The organism is Corallococcus sp. AB011P (assembly GCF_003611605.1).
Lineage (GTDB): Bacteria > Myxococcota > Myxococcia > Myxococcales > Myxococcaceae > Corallococcus > Corallococcus coralloides.
The window spans coordinates 121669-139044 of sequence record NZ_RAVX01000012.1 but is presented as its reverse complement, the minus strand read 5'-3'; the positions used below and the strand labels follow the sequence as shown (position 1 = coordinate 139044).

15 protein-coding genes are annotated in these 17376 nt (G+C 67.7%); 6 read left to right on the top strand and 9 right to left on the bottom strand.

Annotated elements, in window-relative coordinates:
- Position 1: 1 nt before the first annotated feature.
- A complete protein-coding gene (locus tag D7X30_RS26790; RefSeq protein ID WP_120565809.1) occupies positions 2-2752 on the bottom strand; it encodes a TonB family protein in 2751 nt (916 codons plus the stop codon).
- Positions 2753-3279: 527 nt separating this feature from the next.
- Between D7X30_RS26790 and D7X30_RS26785 the strand changes: the two genes are divergently transcribed.
- Complete coding sequence (locus D7X30_RS26785; RefSeq protein ID WP_120565808.1) at positions 3280-4125, top strand: hypothetical protein; 846 nt, start codon at positions 3280-3282, stop codon at positions 4123-4125.
- 453 nt (positions 4126-4578) lie between these two features.
- Here D7X30_RS26785 and D7X30_RS26780 read toward each other — a convergent pair whose 3' ends face one another.
- A complete protein-coding gene (locus D7X30_RS26780; protein ID WP_120565807.1) occupies positions 4579-5055 on the bottom strand; it encodes a hypothetical protein in 477 nt (158 codons plus the stop codon).
- Between the two features lie 12 nt (positions 5056-5067).
- On the bottom strand, positions 5068-5568 hold the full coding sequence (locus tag D7X30_RS26775; RefSeq protein WP_120565806.1) for a hypothetical protein: 501 nt from the start codon (positions 5566-5568) through the stop codon (positions 5068-5070).
- A 141-nt stretch (positions 5569-5709) separates the two neighbouring features.
- Between D7X30_RS26775 and D7X30_RS26770 the strand changes: the two genes are divergently transcribed.
- Positions 5710-5964, top strand: a complete 255-nt coding sequence (locus D7X30_RS26770; RefSeq protein ID WP_120565805.1) for a hypothetical protein — start codon at positions 5710-5712, stop codon at positions 5962-5964.
- On the opposite strand, the gene D7X30_RS26765 is transcribed toward D7X30_RS26770, so the two are convergent.
- The 4 genes from D7X30_RS26765 to D7X30_RS26750 form a co-directional block, all read right to left on the bottom strand.
- Positions 5951-6703: a bifunctional 2-polyprenyl-6-hydroxyphenol methylase/3-demethylubiquinol 3-O-methyltransferase UbiG gene (locus D7X30_RS26765; RefSeq protein ID WP_120565804.1), complete on the bottom strand. Its 753-nt coding sequence runs from the start codon at positions 6701-6703 to the stop codon at positions 5951-5953. The genes D7X30_RS26770 and D7X30_RS26765 overlap by 14 nt on opposite strands.
- A gap of 76 nt (positions 6704-6779) precedes the next feature.
- Entirely contained in the window at positions 6780-9230 is a 2451-nt protein-coding gene (locus tag D7X30_RS26760; RefSeq protein WP_120565803.1) for an excinuclease ABC subunit UvrA, read from the bottom strand.
- Positions 9227-9556, bottom strand: coding sequence for a helix-turn-helix transcriptional regulator (locus tag D7X30_RS26755; RefSeq protein WP_120565802.1), 330 nt, complete (start codon positions 9554-9556; stop codon positions 9227-9229). The genes D7X30_RS26760 and D7X30_RS26755 overlap by 4 nt, the downstream gene beginning before the upstream one ends.
- Positions 9557-9598: 42 nt before the next feature.
- Positions 9599-10135 (bottom strand): DinB family protein, encoded by a 537-nt coding sequence (locus D7X30_RS26750; RefSeq protein ID WP_120565893.1) that lies wholly within the window; start codon positions 10133-10135, stop codon positions 9599-9601.
- A 336-nt stretch (positions 10136-10471) separates the two neighbouring features.
- Here D7X30_RS26750 and D7X30_RS26745 point away from each other — a divergent pair, with 336 nt between their 5' ends.
- From D7X30_RS26745 to D7X30_RS26735, 3 genes are read left to right on the top strand one after another with little or no spacing between them, the layout of a single operon-like run.
- On the top strand, positions 10472-11791 hold the full coding sequence (locus D7X30_RS26745) for a LysM domain-containing protein (RefSeq protein WP_158619398.1): 1320 nt from the start codon (positions 10472-10474) through the stop codon (positions 11789-11791).
- Between the two features lie 51 nt (positions 11792-11842).
- The gene (locus tag D7X30_RS26740) at positions 11843-12637 is read left to right on the top strand and encodes a hypothetical protein (RefSeq protein ID WP_147443323.1); all 795 of its coding nucleotides are present in this window, start codon (positions 11843-11845) and stop codon (positions 12635-12637) included.
- Positions 12638-12644: 7 nt separating this feature from the next.
- Positions 12645-13466 carry an endonuclease/exonuclease/phosphatase family protein gene (locus D7X30_RS26735; RefSeq protein ID WP_233591796.1) on the top strand — a complete coding sequence of 274 codons (822 nt, stop codon included), beginning with the start codon at positions 12645-12647 and terminating at the stop codon, positions 13464-13466.
- 9 nt (positions 13467-13475) lie between these two features.
- Here the strand turns inward: D7X30_RS26735 and D7X30_RS26730 are convergent, their stop codons facing one another.
- Together D7X30_RS26730 and D7X30_RS26725 are read right to left on the bottom strand one after the other, a co-directional pair.
- Positions 13476-13862 (bottom strand): hypothetical protein, encoded by a 387-nt coding sequence (locus D7X30_RS26730; protein WP_120565798.1) that lies wholly within the window; start codon positions 13860-13862, stop codon positions 13476-13478.
- Between the two features lie 14 nt (positions 13863-13876).
- Positions 13877-16237: an SH3 domain-containing protein gene (locus tag D7X30_RS26725; RefSeq protein ID WP_120565797.1), complete on the bottom strand. Its 2361-nt coding sequence runs from the start codon at positions 16235-16237 to the stop codon at positions 13877-13879.
- Between the two features lie 143 nt (positions 16238-16380).
- Here D7X30_RS26725 and D7X30_RS26720 point away from each other — a divergent pair, with 143 nt between their 5' ends.
- Positions 16381-17370 carry an alpha/beta hydrolase fold domain-containing protein gene (locus tag D7X30_RS26720; protein WP_120565796.1) on the top strand — a complete coding sequence of 330 codons (990 nt, stop codon included), beginning with the start codon at positions 16381-16383 and terminating at the stop codon, positions 17368-17370.
- The last annotated feature ends 6 nt before the right edge of the window (positions 17371-17376 follow it).

Below are 17376 nucleotides of genomic sequence, written 5' to 3'. Positions count from 1 at the left end.
GTCAGAAGCTTCCTTTCACGCCCACCACGGGGAGGATGGGGATGCCGGGCACTTCGTACTCCCGGCGCTGCCGGTAGTCGTTGAAGGTGAACTCGACGTTCTCCGCGTTGTAGAGGTTCTGCACGTCGAGGTAGGCCCCCAGCGTCCAGCTCTGGAATTGCCAGCTCTTGTCCAGCCGCACGTCGAGTTGGTGGAACCCTGCCATGCGCGCCGAGGCGTAGGGGCCGTACATGCCGGTGAAGCGGTTGCGGTCCACCTGGTACTGGTCGAACGTGTGGTTGAGTGGCGTCGTCGGGCGGCCGGTGGTGTAGCGGAAGCGCCCGCCCAGCTCCCAGCCGTTGCCCAGCACGTAGGTGCTCACCAGCGTGAGGATGTGCGTCTGGTCGAAGGGGCTGAGGCCATACGTCTCGTCGCCGTTGCCACCGAAGCCCCCGCCGAAGTCGCCACCATTCCCTTCGGGGGCGGAGCCCGTGCGCCCGTCGAGTGACTGGCTGAAGGTGTACGACAGCCAGCCGGACCACTTGTCCGTCGCGGACGCGCGCTGCTTCTTCACCATCACCTCCACGCCCAGGGCGCGGCCGATGCCCTGGTTGGAGTACGGCAGCTGGACCACGCCTCCACCCGGGAGTGAGAGGATGTCGCCGGGCGCCGCGATGTTGTCGAAGCGGCGGTTGAAGAAGCCCGTGACGTCCACGTTGAACACGTCGGTCAGCCGGTGCTCCACGCCCAGGCTGCTCTGGAACGCGCGCTGGTAGGCCAGGTCCGGGTTGCCGTACGGCAGGGAGATGAAGCGGAACGTCTCCGCCGGCTGGCTGTAGAGGCCGAGCGAGCCCTTGAGCTGGGTGCGCTCGGTGGCCGCGAAGCTCACCCACAGCCGGGGATCCAACGCCACGTTCCGCGCGTCGCCCGCGCGCTGGTAGTTGGCTCGCACGCCGGGGGTGAAGGTGAATTTGCCCACCTTCAGGTCCGCCTCCACGAAGAGCGCGCCGTCGAAGGAGCCGAGGCCAATCTTCTCCACCAGCAGCTCGCCCACGGACTCGGCGCCGGGGAACGCCACGTACTCGAAGTTCTCCGGGGCGGGGAACTCCACGTCGAAGGACTGGTGCTCGTAGACGAGGTCCAGGCCGGTGCGCACGGTGAGGCTGGAGGACAGCTCCAGGCCCAGCACCTCGCGCGCGCCCACCGTGTAGCCCACGCCATCCTGCTTCGCGGCGCCGAACTTGAAGCTGGTGCCGTCGTAGCCCACGTACGGCGTGAAGACGGACGTGAGCGCGCCCTTGCGGTACGTCCAGTCACCCTTGATGCGGTGGAAGAGCGTGTGCGTGTCCACCGTCAGGTCGCGCTCGGTCTCTGGGCCTCCGGTCACCAGCCGGAGCTGGTCGTCACTGCCAAAGGCCATGACGTAGCCGGTGCTGCGCGCGCCGCCCGCCAGGGCCTGGGCCTCCTCCTCCGAACGGGCATCCCGCTTCGCGCCGAAGTCCACGCGCAGCTGGTAGTCCCAGTATTTGGGGACGACGGACAGGGTGCTGCCCTCGCTCTTGGGGAGGACGGCGGGCAGAATCGTGTCGATGTACGAGCGCCGCGCGGCGGCGGCCACGCTGATGCCGTCCGTCACGGGGGCTTCCAGGAAGAAGCCCGCGTCCAGCAGGTCCACCTTCACCGAGCCATGGAATGTGTCGGCTGCGCCCTTGCGCGTGCCGACCTCCACGATGCCGCCCACCGCGCGGCCGTACTGGCTGCCGTAGCCGCCGGGGAAGAAGTCGAGCTGGTCGATGAACTCGGCGTTCACCACCGAGGGCCCGCCGAGCAGGTGGAAGAGGAGGGGGATGCCGACCCCGTCCATCATCGTCGCCGTCTGGCCGGGGTTGGAGCCGCGCACCAGCAGCTGGCCGGAGATGAAGGGCGCACGCGCCACGCCCGGCAGGGTCTGGATGACGCGGATGGGGTCGCCGAAGGTGCCCGGCGTCCGCTGCGCCTCCTGGCGCGTGATGGTCCGGCGCACGACCTCCTTCTTCGGCCGGTCGGAGCGCACGACGGTCTCCAGCGCGCCGCCGGTGGGGGCGAGGAAGAAGTTCACCTCCGTCGTCTCGTCCGCCTGGAGCTGCTCCTTCGTCTGGTAGAGCTGGTAGCCGGACGCCACCACGCGCACCGCGCACTCGCCAGGGGGCACGTCCAGGCTGAAGCGGCCGTCCGCGTCGGAGAGGGCCTCGGGCGCCTCCGGGTCGTCACCGCAGCGCACGGTGGCGCCGGCCACGCGCGAGCGGCTGCCGCGCGAAATCAACTGGCCCTTGAGCGTGGCCTTCCGCGCCACTGGGGCCTGGTCCGGTCCGGGGGCCTCCTCCGGAGGGACGTTGAGGGTGAAGTGGTAGATGTATTCCACCTGCACCGGCGCGGGCACACCGTCCACCTCCGCGGGTGAGAAGCGGAACTGGCGCACCGCCGCGATGGCCGCCTCGTCGAAGCCATGGCCCGCGGGCTCCGTGGGCAGCACGTCCGACACGGAGCCGTCCGCGGCGATGGTGATGATGAGGCGCACGGAGGCGGTGAGCCCCTCCGCGAGCGCTTCGGGAGGGTAGGGGGCCTCCACCTGCTGCAGCAGCTCCGGAGGCCTGGTGATGACGGGCTGGGCCTGCGCGGGCGGGGCCGCTTCCGCGGGCGGCGCGCCGTCCTGCGGTGCCTGTGCCAGCGCCGGGGGCGTCAGCAGGAGCGAGGCCGCGGCGAGCGCGCTTCGGGCGTTCAGGTTCAGGGACATGGGGCGCGGAGCATACGGGATGAGGCCTAGGGTTCCGCATGCCTGAAGCAATCACGGGACTGAATGTCACCGGCCCGTGCGCGCCGCGATGCCCGGGTGCCCCTCTCGGAGGTGCTCCGAGGACGTGGACCGCGTAGAGATCGTTCATCCCATGAGGGGACCGCGCGCACCGAGGGCCGTGTCGGCACCCCGGCGAGGTCGAGAGGTGCGCCATCATGGGAAGGGCGCCGGGCGGCGGTAACCTATTCTCGGGGCCACGCATCCGTGTCAGCGAGCCGAGGGAGCGCACACCATGTCCGAGTCGCAACCACGTCCTGCGCAGCCTTCTCGCGAAGCGACGACGGACGCGGAGCGCTCACTCGAACCGGCCCGGGCGGACACCGGCCGGACGCGACTCGGAGAGCTTGGGGTCGCCGTCGCGGCGGTCTCCATGCTCTACCAGACGGGGCTCTTCTACGTGGTGCTGTTGCACGACGGCGTAGTGCACAACCAGTATTCCATCCACCGGCCATCCGCTGAACGGCACGGTGAAGTCGTTGACCTTCACCAGCCCGGTCATCACCACGAAGGTCCGGCTGGTGTGCAAGGACGCGCCGTACTGCCGCCTGCGGGAGCTCAAGCTGATGGGAACGCCGGGCGCCGTCCTGCCCACCGGTCCCACCACCTGCGCCGCCGGCCAGCAGACCGTGGCGCGCGGCCCCCGCTATGACGCGGCGGTGTTCCTCCCGGAGCACTACAACGACGACCGCACCACGCACTGGCCGCTCATCATCGCGCTGCACGGGATTGGCGGCTCGACGCTCAACCTCGAACACACGGCGGTGCTGAGCAACCCCGAGGGTCTGGCGAAGCAGCTCAACTCGGCCAGCTTCCGCGCGGCGATGCAGGCGATCGTCATCTCTCCCAATCAGCGCATGCCCGTCACCAACAGTGGCAATGGCTGGTTCAATGCCAACACGTTGATGGCGCTGCTGGAGGACGCGAAGAAGAACTACCGGGTGGACGCGGACCGCGTCTATTTCACGGGCCTGAGCGGCGGTGTCAACACCAGCATCGAGCTGGGCATGACCCAGACAGCCCACCTGGCGGCGATCGTCCCCATCGCGCTGACCTCCACGCCGACGAACGACCCGAATGTCTGCGTGCTGAAGCCGCTGCCCATCTGGGCCTTCCATGGGGCCCTGGACACGCCCGGACGCTCCACCAACCTCAAGCTCTGGCTGGACACGAAGTGCGGAGCGGGCGCGAGCGCGATGCGGGCCGTCACCGTCTATCCCAACGGCGGCCACAACGGGGCGACCTGGGACACGGCCTACGCCGACCTGTCTCTCTACGACTGGTTGTTGCAGCAGCGAATCAGCGACCGGCAGTAGGCATCCGGCTACTCGCCGGCAATGACTTGCATTCCGAGTGGCCAGCGGCGCAAAGTGAACGCCTCACCCCGATGGGAGGCATCAGATGCGCAAGCTTTTGCGGTTCCTGCTGGCCACCTCCGCCGTCCTCACACTCGCCCCGATCGCCTCAGCCCGTGCGGAATCATGTGAGACCGCATGTACCTGTGCGACTCCCTGCAACACGTCCTGCACCCATGATCAGGGCGGGTGGATCACGTGTAGCCGGTGGGGAGGAGATTGCATCGGCCGCTGCTTCAAGCCGGAACCCACACCTTCGGTGGCCACCCGCGACGAAGAGCCGCGGGACGAAGCATCCGGCCAGGTCTGCAGTGAGGAGCATCCGGAGCAGGAAGGCTCCGCCGCCATCAAGAGCTGAACCCCGCAGCGACTCAACGCCCGGCGCAAGGCAAGGCGCCGGGCCGCGAGCGCACCTCAGTTCCGCTGGGAGACAGGCCGTGCCCAGAGCACATCCCAGGTCCAGTCCGGGAAGGTCTGCCTGGGCGTGGTGATCCGCACCCGCACCTGGGATGCGGCGACCTGGGCACCTTGTCGTCGCGCCTCGTCGAACAGCTGGGTGCGCAGGCCGGGGCCATCGACGTAGCTCGCGAACAGAAAGCCTGACTCCCCCACGGGCTCGGGTGGGGCGGAGAGGGCGGGCTCGGCGGGCTTGAGCCCCCAGGCCTCCAGGACGTCCGGATACACCTCGTCCAGGTCCATCAGCTCGACACGGACGCCCCGGGCCCCACAGGGACAATCCCAGCCGATACCGCCCTCCAGCATGCCCGAGGCGAGCGTCCGTCCGCGCGCGGGTGCGCCGCACAGGCCACACCTCACCGGTGCCACGTCGCCCACCCGCTGGCCCTGTTCATCGAAGAGGAGGTGGAGCACTTCCGTGGGTTCGGGCTTCATGGACGCGGTGAATCAGAGCATGGGGGAGAAAGGCTTCTTGAGGGTCAGCGTGAGGCCAATCTCCCGGCCATACGGGAGGCGGCCCGACAGGTCCCGCCCGTCCTGGAAGGGGAGGCTGAAGCGGACGCCCACGGAGCCGTAGACGAAGCCGAGGAAGGGCGCCAGGTGGAGCGACGTCGTGGGCCGGTGGGCCGCCGTCCCCGTCTCGTGGGCCACGCCGGTCTCCAGTCCGAAGATCAGGAAGGTCCCCTGGACTCCACCACACAGCCGTGCGTGGTCGCCGTCCATCCACTGGCCCTGCCCGAAGACACCCACGGCGCCTGACTTGAAGGAGCGCATGCTGTTGTTGTGCATCGCCAGGTTGAGCGTGGACTCCAGGCCCACGCCCCAGGTGGTGTCCTCCTGGCGGCGGCTCGCGCTCAGCAGCGGGCCCACCGTGAACCAGGGTTGCGGCGAGCCGTCTTCAGGCGACGCGGCAGGGACCACCAGGGCGAGCAGGGCAAGGGCATTCATCGCGCCAGGATACGCGGGAGACTCCCTGTCGCCCGGATTCCCCTCCAGACACTGTCCATGCAGGAGGATGCGTTACGTTCTTCCCCATGGCTCCCTCACCCTTCCAGGCGGAGTTCCGCGTTCTCATCGGTCCTCCTGAGCATGGAGGACCGGAGCGCCTCGGAGAAACCCATCACGCCCCGGGTCGAAGTGGCGTTTCTTCCCTTCGCCCAATCCCTGGCGCGGCAGGGGCTTGCCTTCCTCTCGTGGGCGGAGCGGGTGCTCACGGCGGTCGACGCGCGTGAGCCTCCGGTGCCGGCTGCCCTCAAGACGGAGTTCAGCCGGGCCCTGAACCTTCCCCGCGACGTCCTGGAAGAGGTCGCCTCCAAGGTCGGCGTGACGGCTACCGGGGGATGAGGATCACATCCTCATCCTGTTCCAGCTGGTACGTTCCGTCAGGCTGCTGGCACCGCTCGGCATGCGCGCGGATTCGCGCATCGAGCCTTGCCGCCTCGTCCGGGTTCAGGGCCGCCAGTTGCGCGGCCGTGTAACACCCCTCCAGCACGAGGAAGCGGCAGAGCGTGTACATCTCCTCGAAGGTCTGCGCGGCGAACCCGCTCATCGTCGCGATCGCCTCGTGGGGCAGGTGCTTCCGCCGCAGCTCGGCGACGACCTCCTCGCTGAAGTGCAGGGTGTCGGAGAACTCGCGGCACATCGCATGGGTCGGCCCCCGGGCGGCGGCCATCACAATCAGACAGCTGCCGCCGGGCCGCACGAAGCCGAGCAGTCTGTCAATGAAGCCGCCCCATTCTGAGACAGGCACGTGATACAGGACGTGCGAGCAGACGACCAGGTCATATCTGTCATTGGAGGCGTACCGCTCCAGGGAGGCAGGGATGACCGTCGCCTTCTCATGATGGAAGCCGGAGCTCTGCTCGGGGTGGGGTTCGAGCAGGGTGAGCGAGCCGAAATGCGGCGCGAGCCGTTCCGCGACCTTGCCCGCCCCCGCTCCGACATCCAGCAGGGTGGGGTGCTCGGGGAGACCTGGGAACAGTCGCTCCGTGACGATCTGGTGGATGTTCGTCGGATGCCTTGCGGACGCAGCGAGCAGGCGGAACGCCGTGGCGTACTCCTGCGGTGACATCGTGATTGCCATGATTCCCCCGGTGTCGGGACGACTGCCGGGGGGACGCTATCATTCCGTCGCGCGGGGGGCCCGGAGACCCGGCTCCCTAAGATCTCTTCTGGGCGCGAGCCCGGGTCGGCTCGGGTGCCTTCCCAGAGGCAGCCTTCGATGCGCCTCCGACGAACTCCGCCAGGTGCTTGCCGGTCAGCGTCGACTTCGCCGCGACCAGGTCGGCCGGGGTGCCTTCGAACACGATGCGTCCGCCGTCGTGGCCCGCGCCCGGTCCCAGGTCGACGATCCAGTCCGCGTGCGCCATCACCGCCTGGTTGTGCTCGATCACGATGACGGACTTCCCGGAGTCGACCAGCCGGTCCAACAGCCCGAGCAGCTGCTGGAGGTCGGCCAGGTGCAGTCCGGTGGTCGGCTCATCGAGCACATAGACGCCGCCTTCGTCCCCCATGTGTGTCGCGAGCTTGAGCCGCTGCCGCTCGCCACCCGACAGCGTGGTGAGCGGCTGGCCGAGCCGGAGGTAGCTGAGGCCCACGTCGGCCATGCGCTGGAGGATCGCGGACGCGGCCGGCGTCTGCGCCTTGCCTGAGCCAAAGAAGGCGACCGCATCCTTCACGGGCAGGTCGAGCACCTGGGCGATGTTGAGCCCGCCGAGCTTGTACTCCAGCACCGACGCCTGGAACCGCCGGCCTTCGCAGTCTTCACAGACCGTGGTGACGCCCGCCATCATCGCCAGGTCGGTGTAGATGACGCCGGCGCCGTTGCAGGTCGGGCAGGCGCCTTCGGAGTTTGCGCTGAACAGGGCAGGCTTCACGCCGTTGGCCTTCGCGAACGCCTTGCGGATCGGCTCCAGCATGTCGGTGTACGTCGCCGGGTTGCTCCGCCGCGAGCCGCGAATCGGAGCCTGGTCGATGGACACCACCCCGTCCCGGTTTCCCACCGAGCCATGGATCAGCGAGCTCTTGCCCGACCCGGCCACGCCGGTCACCACCACCAGCACACCGAGCGGGATGTCGACGTCGACCTTCTTCAGGTTGTGCGTGCTGGCGCCGCGCACCTTCAAGACGCCAGACGGCTTGCGCACGGACGACTTCAGGGCAACCCGGTCGCTCAGGTGGCGCCCCGTGAGCGTGTCGCTCGAGCGCAGCGCCTCGACGGTGCCTTCGAAGACCACTTCGCCACCGGCGGTGCCGGCTCCGGGGCCCAGGTCGACGACGTGGTCGGCGATCGCGATCATCTCCGGCTTGTGCTCGACCACGAGCACGGTGTTGCCCTTGTCGCGCAGCCGCAGCAGCAGCTCGTTCATCCGCTGGATGTCGTGCGGGTGCAGTCCGACCGTCGGCTCGTCGAAGACGTAGGTCACGTCGGTGAGCGAGGACCCGAGGTGGCGGATCATCTTGGTGCGCTGCGCCTCACCGCCCGACAGCGTGCCGGCAGGCCGGTCGAGGCTGAGGTAGCCCAGGCCGATCTCCACGAACGATTCGAGCGTGTGCCGCAGCGACGCCAGCAGCGGGGCGACGGACGGCGAGTCCAGGCCGCGCACCCACTCGGCCAGGTCGCTGATCTGCATCGCGCAGGCGTCGGCGATGTTGATGCCCTTGATCTTGGAGGACCGGGCGGCCGCGCTGAGCCGGGTGCCCTTGCATTCGGGGCAGGAGGTGAACGTGACCGCGCGCTCCACGAACGCACGGATGTGCGGCTGCATCGCGTCCACGTCCTTGGACAGGAACGACTTCTGGATCCGCAGGATGAGCCCCTCGTAGGTGAGGTTCATCTTGTCGACCTTCACCTTGGTCTGTTCCTTGTAGAGGAAGTCGTGGAGCTCCTGCTTGGTGTACTTGCGGATCGGCTTGTCCGGGTCGATGAAGCCCGAGGCCCCGAAGATGCGCACGAGCCAGCCGTCCACGTTGTAGCCTGGGATGGTGAGGGCGCCCTCGTTGAGCGACTTGCTGTCGTCGTACAGCTGGGTCAGGTCGATGTCGTTGACCTGCCCCATGCCCTCGCACTTCGGACACATGCCGCCGGTGACGTTGAAGACCTTCTTCTCCGTCTTGCTGCCCTCGCCCTTCTCGACGGTCATCTCGCCGGTGGCGCGGACCGACGGGACGTTGAAGGAGAAGGCGTTGGATGAACCGATGTGCGGCTTGCCCAGGCGGCTGAACAGCACGCGCAGCATGGCGTTGGCGTCGGTCGCCGTGCCGACCGTCGAGCGGGAGTTCGCGCCCATGCGCTCCTGGTCGACGATGATGGCGGTGGTCAGTCCTTCCAGGACGTCGACCTCGGGCCGGCCCAGCGTGGGCATGAAGCCCTGGACGAACGCGCTGTAGGTTTCGTTGATCAACCGCTGCGACTCCGCGGCGATGGTGCCGAACACCAGCGACGACTTGCCGGAGCCGGAGACGCCCGTGAAGACGGTGAGCCGCCGCTTGGGCAGCTCCACGCTGACGTCCTTCAGGTTGTTCTCGCGAGCGCCCTGGACGCGGATCAGGTCATGGCTGTCCGCGGGGTTCGAACGGCGCTGAGTCGCGGTCTTGTCGGAGGAGGTCATGGGTCCATTTTCTCCAGCAGTTGTTCGAGGCGGTCGACGCGCTCCGACCAGAACGCGCGGTAGTGCGCGATCCAGTCGATGAGCGGCTTCATTCCGCGAGGATCCACCCGGTAGTAGGTGCAACGTCCTTCACGCCGGCCCTTCACCAGGCCAGCGTCCTTCAACGCCGCGAGGTGCTGAGAGACCGCGGGCTGCGAGATGTCGAATCGCGCCGTGAGGTCCTTCACCGCCGCTTCGCCACGCGTGAGTGACACGAGAATCGCCCGGCGGTTCGGGTCCGCCAGCGCCTGGAAGATCTTGTTCTCGGCCACGGCCACACGCTGCATGCGCAACGCATAAGTCGATGCTTATGCGTAGTCAAGCCGACCCTATCTCTCCGCCACGGCCAGGACGAAGCGCGCGTAGCCCAGCTCCGCCGCGTTCTTCATCAGCTCCAGGTTCACCCACGCGACGATGTCCGCGAAGGGCCTGCCCTCCAGGGGCCAGCGGGTGCGCTTCGACGCGTGCAGCTCTGCTTCGTCCAGTCCCATGACGGAGGTGCGCCACTGGTCGTGCAGGCGCGCAATCCAGGCCTGGACGCCCTCGGCGGTCCCGGGCCAGTGCACGTCCTCGCGCTTCAGTGCGCCGGTACCGAACGAGTGGTCGTGCACCATCGACCACCAGAAACCCATGTGCCAGGTCAGCCAGGCGATGGACGCGGGCCCGATGTCATAGCCCTCTGACTCCGGCCACTCCGCGCGCCAGACGCCGTCCGTGCCTTGCTCCACGTGCAGGCCCTTCCGCGCAGGCCGGAGCAGGCACTCCCGCGTCGTGAGCCCGTTGAGATGGTATTGGGTGAGCGCCCAGGCCGTATCCAGCTGCGTCAGCAACACGCTTCGAAGGCCACCGCTCTCCTGGTTTTCCATCCAGCGAGCCTTCCATGGCGGAGGACGTGCCTCAAGCAGGGGCTGCCCGCCCTCGACCTGCCTGAACAGCTGGGTCGTGGCGTCCGCCTCCTGTCCTTCATCCGATGGGAGCCGTGCGAACGCCTCCAGCCAAATTGCGGCGATCATCCGCGTGCGGCTCCTCTGGAGATGGGGATTCTGAACTCGCGCTCACAGGGGCGAGGCGGGTAACGAACCCATGAGGTTCTGGTCAAGCGCTATCTCGCACCAGTCATCCAGGGTCGTTTTGTATAGGCAATCGAACGCTAGAATCGTAGCGCGGCATTGGCATGCAATGCATGCTTTCCTGGAGGGGCAGTGGCCAGCTTTCAATATAAAATCAAGGCGGGCGAAACTCTGTATGGAATCTCGAAACGGTACGACGTCGCGATTGAAGAAATCTGCCGACTCAACCGGATCAAGGACGCCAATCTCATCTTCAAGGGCCAGGTGCTGCAGATTCCAAGCAGGCAAGCTTCGGGGAGTCGCATTGCGTCCCAGTTGGCCGGTGGGCGCTCCAAGGGGCCGGGCGAAGTCATCTACGGCTTCCAGGGTGCCTTCCCGTCACCGCAAGAGCTGGCGACACGAATGGCGGGGTTCCATCGATGGGCAATCTTCACCATGGAGCACCCAGTCACCGAGTTGGCACAACATAGGCAGTATGGCGCGATGCCACTCGCTTTCGGGCAGCCCGTCTATCAGCATGAACAAGCGTTTCCGGCCCTCTCCTATGGACGAAATGGGGCGGCAACAGGGGCCCTGATTCATGCCGCATGGCCCTATTACTATCGGTTCCTTGCCTCCTATGATCCCGCGCTCTCCCAGATCATGGCAGGCCAGCCCCTCGTCCCCAAATCTCCGGCGGGCGGTCCCTCCTCGTTCAAAGCCGCATCGAGTCGGGCGGAGATGACCTTCCGGCATACCCGACCGGGTGGCAACGTTCTCAAAGTAGGAACGGACCGGATCTCCACGGGAAAGAATCTGGGCCGTATCATCCAGGGTTCATCGACTCGAGGTACGGGGCAGGTCGTTCGCATCGACCCGCGCGTGGTGAAGCAGGGGGGCGGGACCTTTTTCAGCGCTCGCGAAGTTCTCGCTGACCTGAAGAAGTTCGAACAGGCGACGGTGCGAGAGCTTGACGAGGCGTCCCGTGGGGGGCGGGGACAGAATCATCTTGACAGACTCCGGAAGCGCCTGAGTGCCGTCAATCAGAGCCGCACCCACGTCCGTAGCTATGGTGAAGGCCACGGCGTCAATTCAATCCCCGCGAAGAGCATCAGTCCCATCAAGTCTCTCAAGGCGGAGCTATATGCTTCGCGAGCCACTCAGGGGCTACGATTCACTGGCGGAGTCTTGGTAGTGTATGGCGCCTATGAGTCCGTTGATCGGATCGCGAGTGCTCCAGCCGCTCAGCGCCCGCGGGTTGCGACGCAGGAGGCCGGGGCCTGGGCTGGAGGCTTCGCTGGAGCCTGGGCCGTGGGGCAGGTGTTCGCGGCAGGCGGAGCCGCGCTCGGTGTGGCAACAGGCCCGGGGGCGGTCGTCACGGGGATCATCGGAGGCGTCGTGGGCGGAATCCTGGGAGGAATCGGAGGGGCGATGGGGGCGGATTGGGTCTATGCACGCATCAATGATCAATGAGCCCCTGGCCGCCAGGACGAGCGTTCATGTCGAAGAGCGCGGGTGGTTGTCATGGCGCTGATGGTGGAGGCACGACTGCAGGCCCTCGCGACTCAAGAGCTTGAGGAACTCGGACGTGCCTCTCCCGGTTCCGAGGACCTGATGTCGACGCTGCCGCGTCTGGAGGCACAGGCTCGGGCAATGTTCCTGCTCGAGGAGCGGGAAGTCCCAGAAGTGCGGCACGTCCTCTCGCAGCATCGTCGGGCATGGCTTGAGTTCATTCGGTCAGACCTGCCAGCCGTGATCTGGACGGGCATCGACGCTCCTCAAGCAAGTGAGCAATTGATGGTCGTTTGCGAGCTTTTGAGTGGCGGCTTGCTCTCGGCCATCGCAGCCGGAGATGAAGTGGCGGTCGCCACCTTTCGAACACGCTTCTTCGAACTCGCGCTCCCCGAACCTGACCTCTCACTCGCGACGCTGTTGCTGACGCGGCAACTCTGCTTGCTTGCGGGTCTGGAGTTCGATAGCGCGGCGAATGAGATGGAGGAGGCCTGGTCTGAGTGGGTCGAGGCGGAGCTTGTCCATCCGGCGGATGCATTGTGGAGTGGCTTGAGAGGGATTGCGGTCAATGATGTGGCCCGGGTCCAGGATGCACTCCTCGAGTTGTCGACGACTCGGGACGCGGCGCTGCATCATGCGGCCCAGAGTGGGTGGGTGCTGCGGAGTACACTGCCCGTGGCGCTGACGCTTCAAACGAACGCCGCAGCGCTGGTGAGGCTCGCCCGGCTGAGAGGCATGGGGCCACTGCTGCCCGTCGGACGGTTCTTGGTGCCAAAAGCGGAAGCGCTCTGGCAACTGGATGGATGAGGACCGAATGCCGCGGAGTAGTCTGCCCGGCATGCCGCTGAAGGTGATGACGCTCAACATCCTGATGGGAGGCGAGGAGCGGATGCCGCTGCTCCTGGCCCTCATCGCCCGTGAGAACCCGGACGTGCTCGTGCTGCAGGAGTGCCTGGGTTGGGAGGACGGCGAGCGGCTTCGTCAGGTCGCCGCCGCGCTCAACCTCCCCGCCACCGACGCCCACGTGCGGCTGGGCACCGCGCGGCCCCGCCCCAGCGGCAGCCGCTACCATGTCGCTGTCGTCAGCCGCTTGCCCCTGCGCTCGGCCCGCGCCCACGCCAATGCCCACTTCATCGGCCACTGCCTCCTCGAATGCGAACTGGAGACGGGCGCGGAGCCGCTGACCCTCTTTGCTGCCCACTTCGACTCCCACCATGAGGCCCTGCGCTTCGTGGAGGCGCGCTACCTGCGCTCCCTGATCGAGCCCGCGGCCTTCGGTGCGCTGGACTTCATCCTGGCCGGGGACCTCAACTCCCTGTCGCGCGCGGACCCCTATCCGGTGGATCTGGCCGATCGCGTCCGCCGCGCGCGGGTGGACAAGTACGGCCACCCACCACGCTTCGACGTCATCGACGACCTGGAGGCCTTCGGCTGGCTGGACACGCTGCGCCTCAAGCCGGGCTCGCCCCAGTGGGCCACCGCCCGGCGCCAACGCGAGGGGGAGGTCATCGACTTCCGCACCGACTACGTCTTCGCCTCACCCTCGCTGGCCCGGCGGCTCATCGCGGCTCAAGTCATAGACGCAGGCACGGCCTCCGACCACCACGCCCTCACCGCGAGCTTCAGCGACGCGTGAGGCACTCCCTCACGCCAGCTCGTGGCGCTGGAGGGACTCCGCCTCCGCCACAATGGCCGCGCGGATCTTCCCCTTGAGGGGCGCCTCGTTCTTGAGCACCTCCTTGAGGGCGGCCGTCTTCCCGTAGAACACCCAGGTGGAGGAGTGACTGCCTCCGCTCGGGGTGGAGACCCGCACCTCGAAGAAGCGCTCCAGCTTGCCCTTGTCCCCGCTCAGCGGAGCCACCCGGAGCTCGACGTCGCCCACGCCGTCCACGAGCGCGCCGCCCGCGAAGCGCGTGCTCAGCGCGGTAAACGCCCCCGTGTCGGGCACGCCCTGGAGCGCGCGCCCCGACAGCTCATGGAGCGCGGCGCCAATCGCCTGTTGCAGCTTCTGTTCGTTCAGGACGATCTGCATGGGGCTCCTCAGGGTTACTTGTATTTGGCCTTGATGGCCGCGATGGAGCGCTCGAGCGCCTGGATCCGTTCGATGCTCAAGACCGGACTCAGCCCCGGGGGCAGCGGGGGCGCGTTGGACGCCTGCCCGAGCTCCATCATGCGGGCGTGGATGTAGGCCTGGTTGAGGTACTGGAGGTATTGCGCCTGCTGCGCCTCGGTCAGCGCGGACATGGCGGTCTCCATGGGCTTGACCAGGTTCTGGAGCTCGACCTCCGCGGCCTTCGACACGTTGCGCACGAGCGGCTTGCCCAGCAACACGTCGTAGGGGATGTGCTCGGCGTTGGCGATCGCCAGCACGTCCTTGCCGATGATCTGCAGCTCGCCCCGGACCCCGTTGCCATGCTTCAGGTAGGCGCACACCACCGTGTAGCCGCTCTCCATCAACTTGGACTCGGTGATGCGCAGGGGAGGCTTCCCTCCTTCAAACGCCGCGAGCTGCAACGCCTCCAGGTGCTCGGCGGTGAAGTAGGGCTTCCCCCCGGGCCCATGGAGGTTGTTGATCTCGATGACCTCCACCTCCCCCAACCGGATGGCCTCCGCGAGCCGGTTCACCACCCGCGTCATCGCCGCCGGTGACGTGTCCGACAGGACGAGCCGCGTGCCAATGGCATCCCAGAGGTTGGTGATGGCCTCCTGGACGGTGGAGACCTTCGCTCCGAACCGGTCGACCGCGCGCTGCAACCGGTTGGCCGCGGAGACGGGATCCTTCGCGCGCGCCTGCACCGAGCCCATCTCCTTGAACACCCGTGCAATCAGGTTGCGGGCGGGCGCCAGCTCCTTCTCGTAGAGGGGGGCGGCCTGCTCGGCGAGCTGCGCGATGGTCGGCGTGGGGGGCTTTTCGCGCTCACGCAGGCGTTTGGCGAGCTGGCTGGGACCGGGCACCTTGGACTTGCCCGCCGAGTGATTGGCGGCGCGTTCCTTGAGCCACGACGCCAGGCGGGTCGAACCAAAGGCCTTCTCCACCGCAGTGCCCTTGAGCGCCTTGAGCGCGGCGCCAACGCCCTTGGCCGTGGCCCACATCGCCAGGACCTCGACCAGGACGCCCGCGAGGACCCCGATGGTCTCGGCCAGCTCGCGCGCCGCCTCGTCCAGCCGCTGCGCGTTTCCGCGCGCGTCCCACACCTTGCTGAAGAACTTCCCGAACGCGGAGCCAATCTTCTTGAGTGAGTTGAAGATCCAAGTGGCCAGGAAGGCCAACCCCATCCACTCCAGGAGCGCGAGCCCCACCTCGAACCCCACGGCCGCACCCGGCGCGGCACCCGCTCCGCCCGCGAGCGCTCCCAGCGCCGCGCCCACCGCCGTGCAGATGGCGAGGAAGAGGATGGCGCCCACCGCCATCTCGAGGAGCGCGATGAGGACGGTGCGCAGGGCCTGCTCGACGTGCCGCGTGACCGCTTCGGGGATGTACTTCAGCGACAGCTTGATGGCCTCCCAGATGTCGCTCAGCAGCTCGGCCACCCGCTGGAAGCCGGACGCGAACGCGTCCACCACGTTGGAGCTGTACGAGCCCGAGTTGACCGAGCCGCGCAGCCCCTTGGCGAACTCCTTGCTGGGGATCCAGATGTATGTGTCGGCCTTGAACTCGAGCGACTTCCAGCCCGCCGTGGTGTTGGGAATGGCCCGCCGGTTGACCTGGGCGAGCACGGCCACGAAGAAGCGCAGGTCCGCGCCCCATGCGTGCGCGACGTCGCCGTAGTAGGTCTCCGCGATGGCGATGGCCGTGCCACTCACGCCGCTGACGACCCGGTGGAGCCGGGCGTTCGGTTCGGGCATCGGGTGGCGTGGCGCGGACCAGACGTAGTCGGCGGAGACGAAGCCCACGCGCCCGTCCCGCGTGCTCACCGACAGCCAGCCGCCGGGCATCTGCGCAATCACCTGCACGGGCGTGTTGAACGCCAGGCTCCCGAGGACGTTGTTGCCCTGCTCGGGGCTGGAGCGCAGCTGGAGGGGCGGCGACTTGCTCCACATGACGATGCCCACCCCATGCGCTGGCGGGGCATCCGCGCCCGGCGGACGGACGGGGAGGGGAGAGGCGGGCTTGATGACCGTTGGGGCGTTGGCGCGCGTCAGCCCCACGAGCTTCCCCGTCTTGAACGCATCCGCCAGGCGCTGCTTCATCACGGGGTCGGCCGGCCACGTCGCGGAGCCCGGGGTCGCCGCGCAGGCGGTGTACATCTCCCGGACCGCCTGACGGTGCGTGCGCATCCACCCGTCGAGGCACATCTGCATCACCGCGGGAGCGACCCGGCGGCTCGTGTTCTTCGCCTCCGCGTCGTTCCACAGGACGACAACGTAGGTGGCCCCGCCGCCGGAAAGTACCCACTGCTTCGACATGGCTTCCCTTCAGGTGACGGGGGCGATGGATGCTAGCCAGTTGGGCTGGGGCGGACCAGGGGCGGGCCCGAAGACCTCGTCTCGCCTCGGTTCCAACGCAGAGAACGTTTGACGCGCGCGCCGAGGCTTGATCCTCTCCGAGGATGAGCGCTCACCCCATCGACTTCGACCCTCAGCTGGCCGCCCTCCTGCCCGCGCTGGAGGGGTATGTGCCCCGGAAGATGACGCTGGAGCAGCTGGAGCACTTCCGGGGCTTGAGCCGCGTGACCCGGGAGGACCTGATTGGCGACGCGAAGGTCCACTGCGTCGATTACAGCATCCCCGGTTATCAAGGCGCCGAGATCACGGTCTCGGTCATTGCCCGGCAGGGCCATTCGGTTCCGGGGCCGGCCGTCTATCACATCCACGGCGGCGGCATGGTGATGGGGACCCGCTTCGCGGGAGCGAAGCCGCTCGTGGAGTGGGCGCTCCGGCATGATGCGGTCTGCGTGACGGTCGAATACCGGCTGGCGCCCGAGCACCCGGCGCCGACCTTGGTGGAGGACTGTTACGCCGGACTGGTCTGGATGGCGGCGAACGCCGACCGGCTGCGGTTTGATCCGAACCAGTTGGTCATCTTCGGCGGGAGCGGCGGCGGCGGGCTCGCGGCGGGGACCACGCTCCTGGCCAGGGATCGGCAGGGCCCGAGGCTGTTGGGGCAACTGCTGCAATGCCCGATGCTGGACGACCGCAATGAGACGGAGTCCGCCCGCCGGTATGACGGCGTCGGAGTCTGGGACCGCACCAGCAACCTGACGGCCTGGCGGGCGGTGCTGGGCGAGCGCCGCGGGGGCCCGGACGTGTCTCCCTATTCCGCGCCCGCGCGCGCAACGGACCTGCGGGGGCTGCCGCCGACCTTCATCGACGTCGCGGCAAGGGAGACGTTCCGAGACGAAGCCGTCGCCTATGCGTGCGGCATCCTCGATGCGGGCGGCGAGTGCGAGCTGCACGTCTGGGGCGGAGCCTTCCATGGCTTCTACGACATCGCGCCTCAGTCCGACGTGGCGCGCGCCTGCATTTCGACGCGCGACGCGTGGCTGGGACGGATGTTCGCCCGAGGTGCCGCGGGAAGGGTCACCACGCCTGTCCCGTGACTGTGA

Coding starts and splice junctions, on each gene's coding strand:
- D7X30_RS26790 (WP_120565809.1), bottom strand. CDS start 2,752: ATGTCCCTGAACCTGAACGCCCGAAGCGCGCTCGCCGCGGCCTCGCTC.
- D7X30_RS26780 (WP_120565807.1), bottom strand. CDS start 5,055: ATGAAGCCCGAACCCACGGAAGTGCTCCACCTCCTCTTCGATGAACAG.
- D7X30_RS26775 (WP_120565806.1), bottom strand. CDS start 5,568: ATGAATGCCCTTGCCCTGCTCGCCCTGGTGGTCCCTGCCGCGTCGCCT.
- D7X30_RS26770 (WP_120565805.1), top strand. CDS start 5,710: ATGGAGGACCGGAGCGCCTCGGAGAAACCCATCACGCCCCGGGTCGAA.
- D7X30_RS26765 (WP_120565804.1), bottom strand. CDS start 6,703: ATGGCAATCACGATGTCACCGCAGGAGTACGCCACGGCGTTCCGCCTG.
- D7X30_RS26760 (WP_120565803.1), bottom strand. CDS start 9,230: ATGACCTCCTCCGACAAGACCGCGACTCAGCGCCGTTCGAACCCCGCG.
- D7X30_RS26755 (WP_120565802.1), bottom strand. CDS start 9,556: ATGCAGCGTGTGGCCGTGGCCGAGAACAAGATCTTCCAGGCGCTGGCG.
- D7X30_RS26750 (WP_120565893.1), bottom strand. CDS start 10,135: ATGGAAAACCAGGAGAGCGGTGGCCTTCGAAGCGTGTTGCTGACGCAG.
- D7X30_RS26740 (WP_147443323.1), top strand. CDS start 11,843: ATGGCGCTGATGGTGGAGGCACGACTGCAGGCCCTCGCGACTCAAGAG.
- D7X30_RS26735 (WP_233591796.1), top strand. CDS start 12,645: ATGCCGCGGAGTAGTCTGCCCGGCATGCCGCTGAAGGTGATGACGCTC.
- D7X30_RS26730 (WP_120565798.1), bottom strand. CDS start 13,862: ATGCAGATCGTCCTGAACGAACAGAAGCTGCAACAGGCGATTGGCGCC.
- D7X30_RS26725 (WP_120565797.1), bottom strand. CDS start 16,237: ATGTCGAAGCAGTGGGTACTTTCCGGCGGCGGGGCCACCTACGTTGTC.
- D7X30_RS26720 (WP_120565796.1), top strand. CDS start 16,381: ATGAGCGCTCACCCCATCGACTTCGACCCTCAGCTGGCCGCCCTCCTG.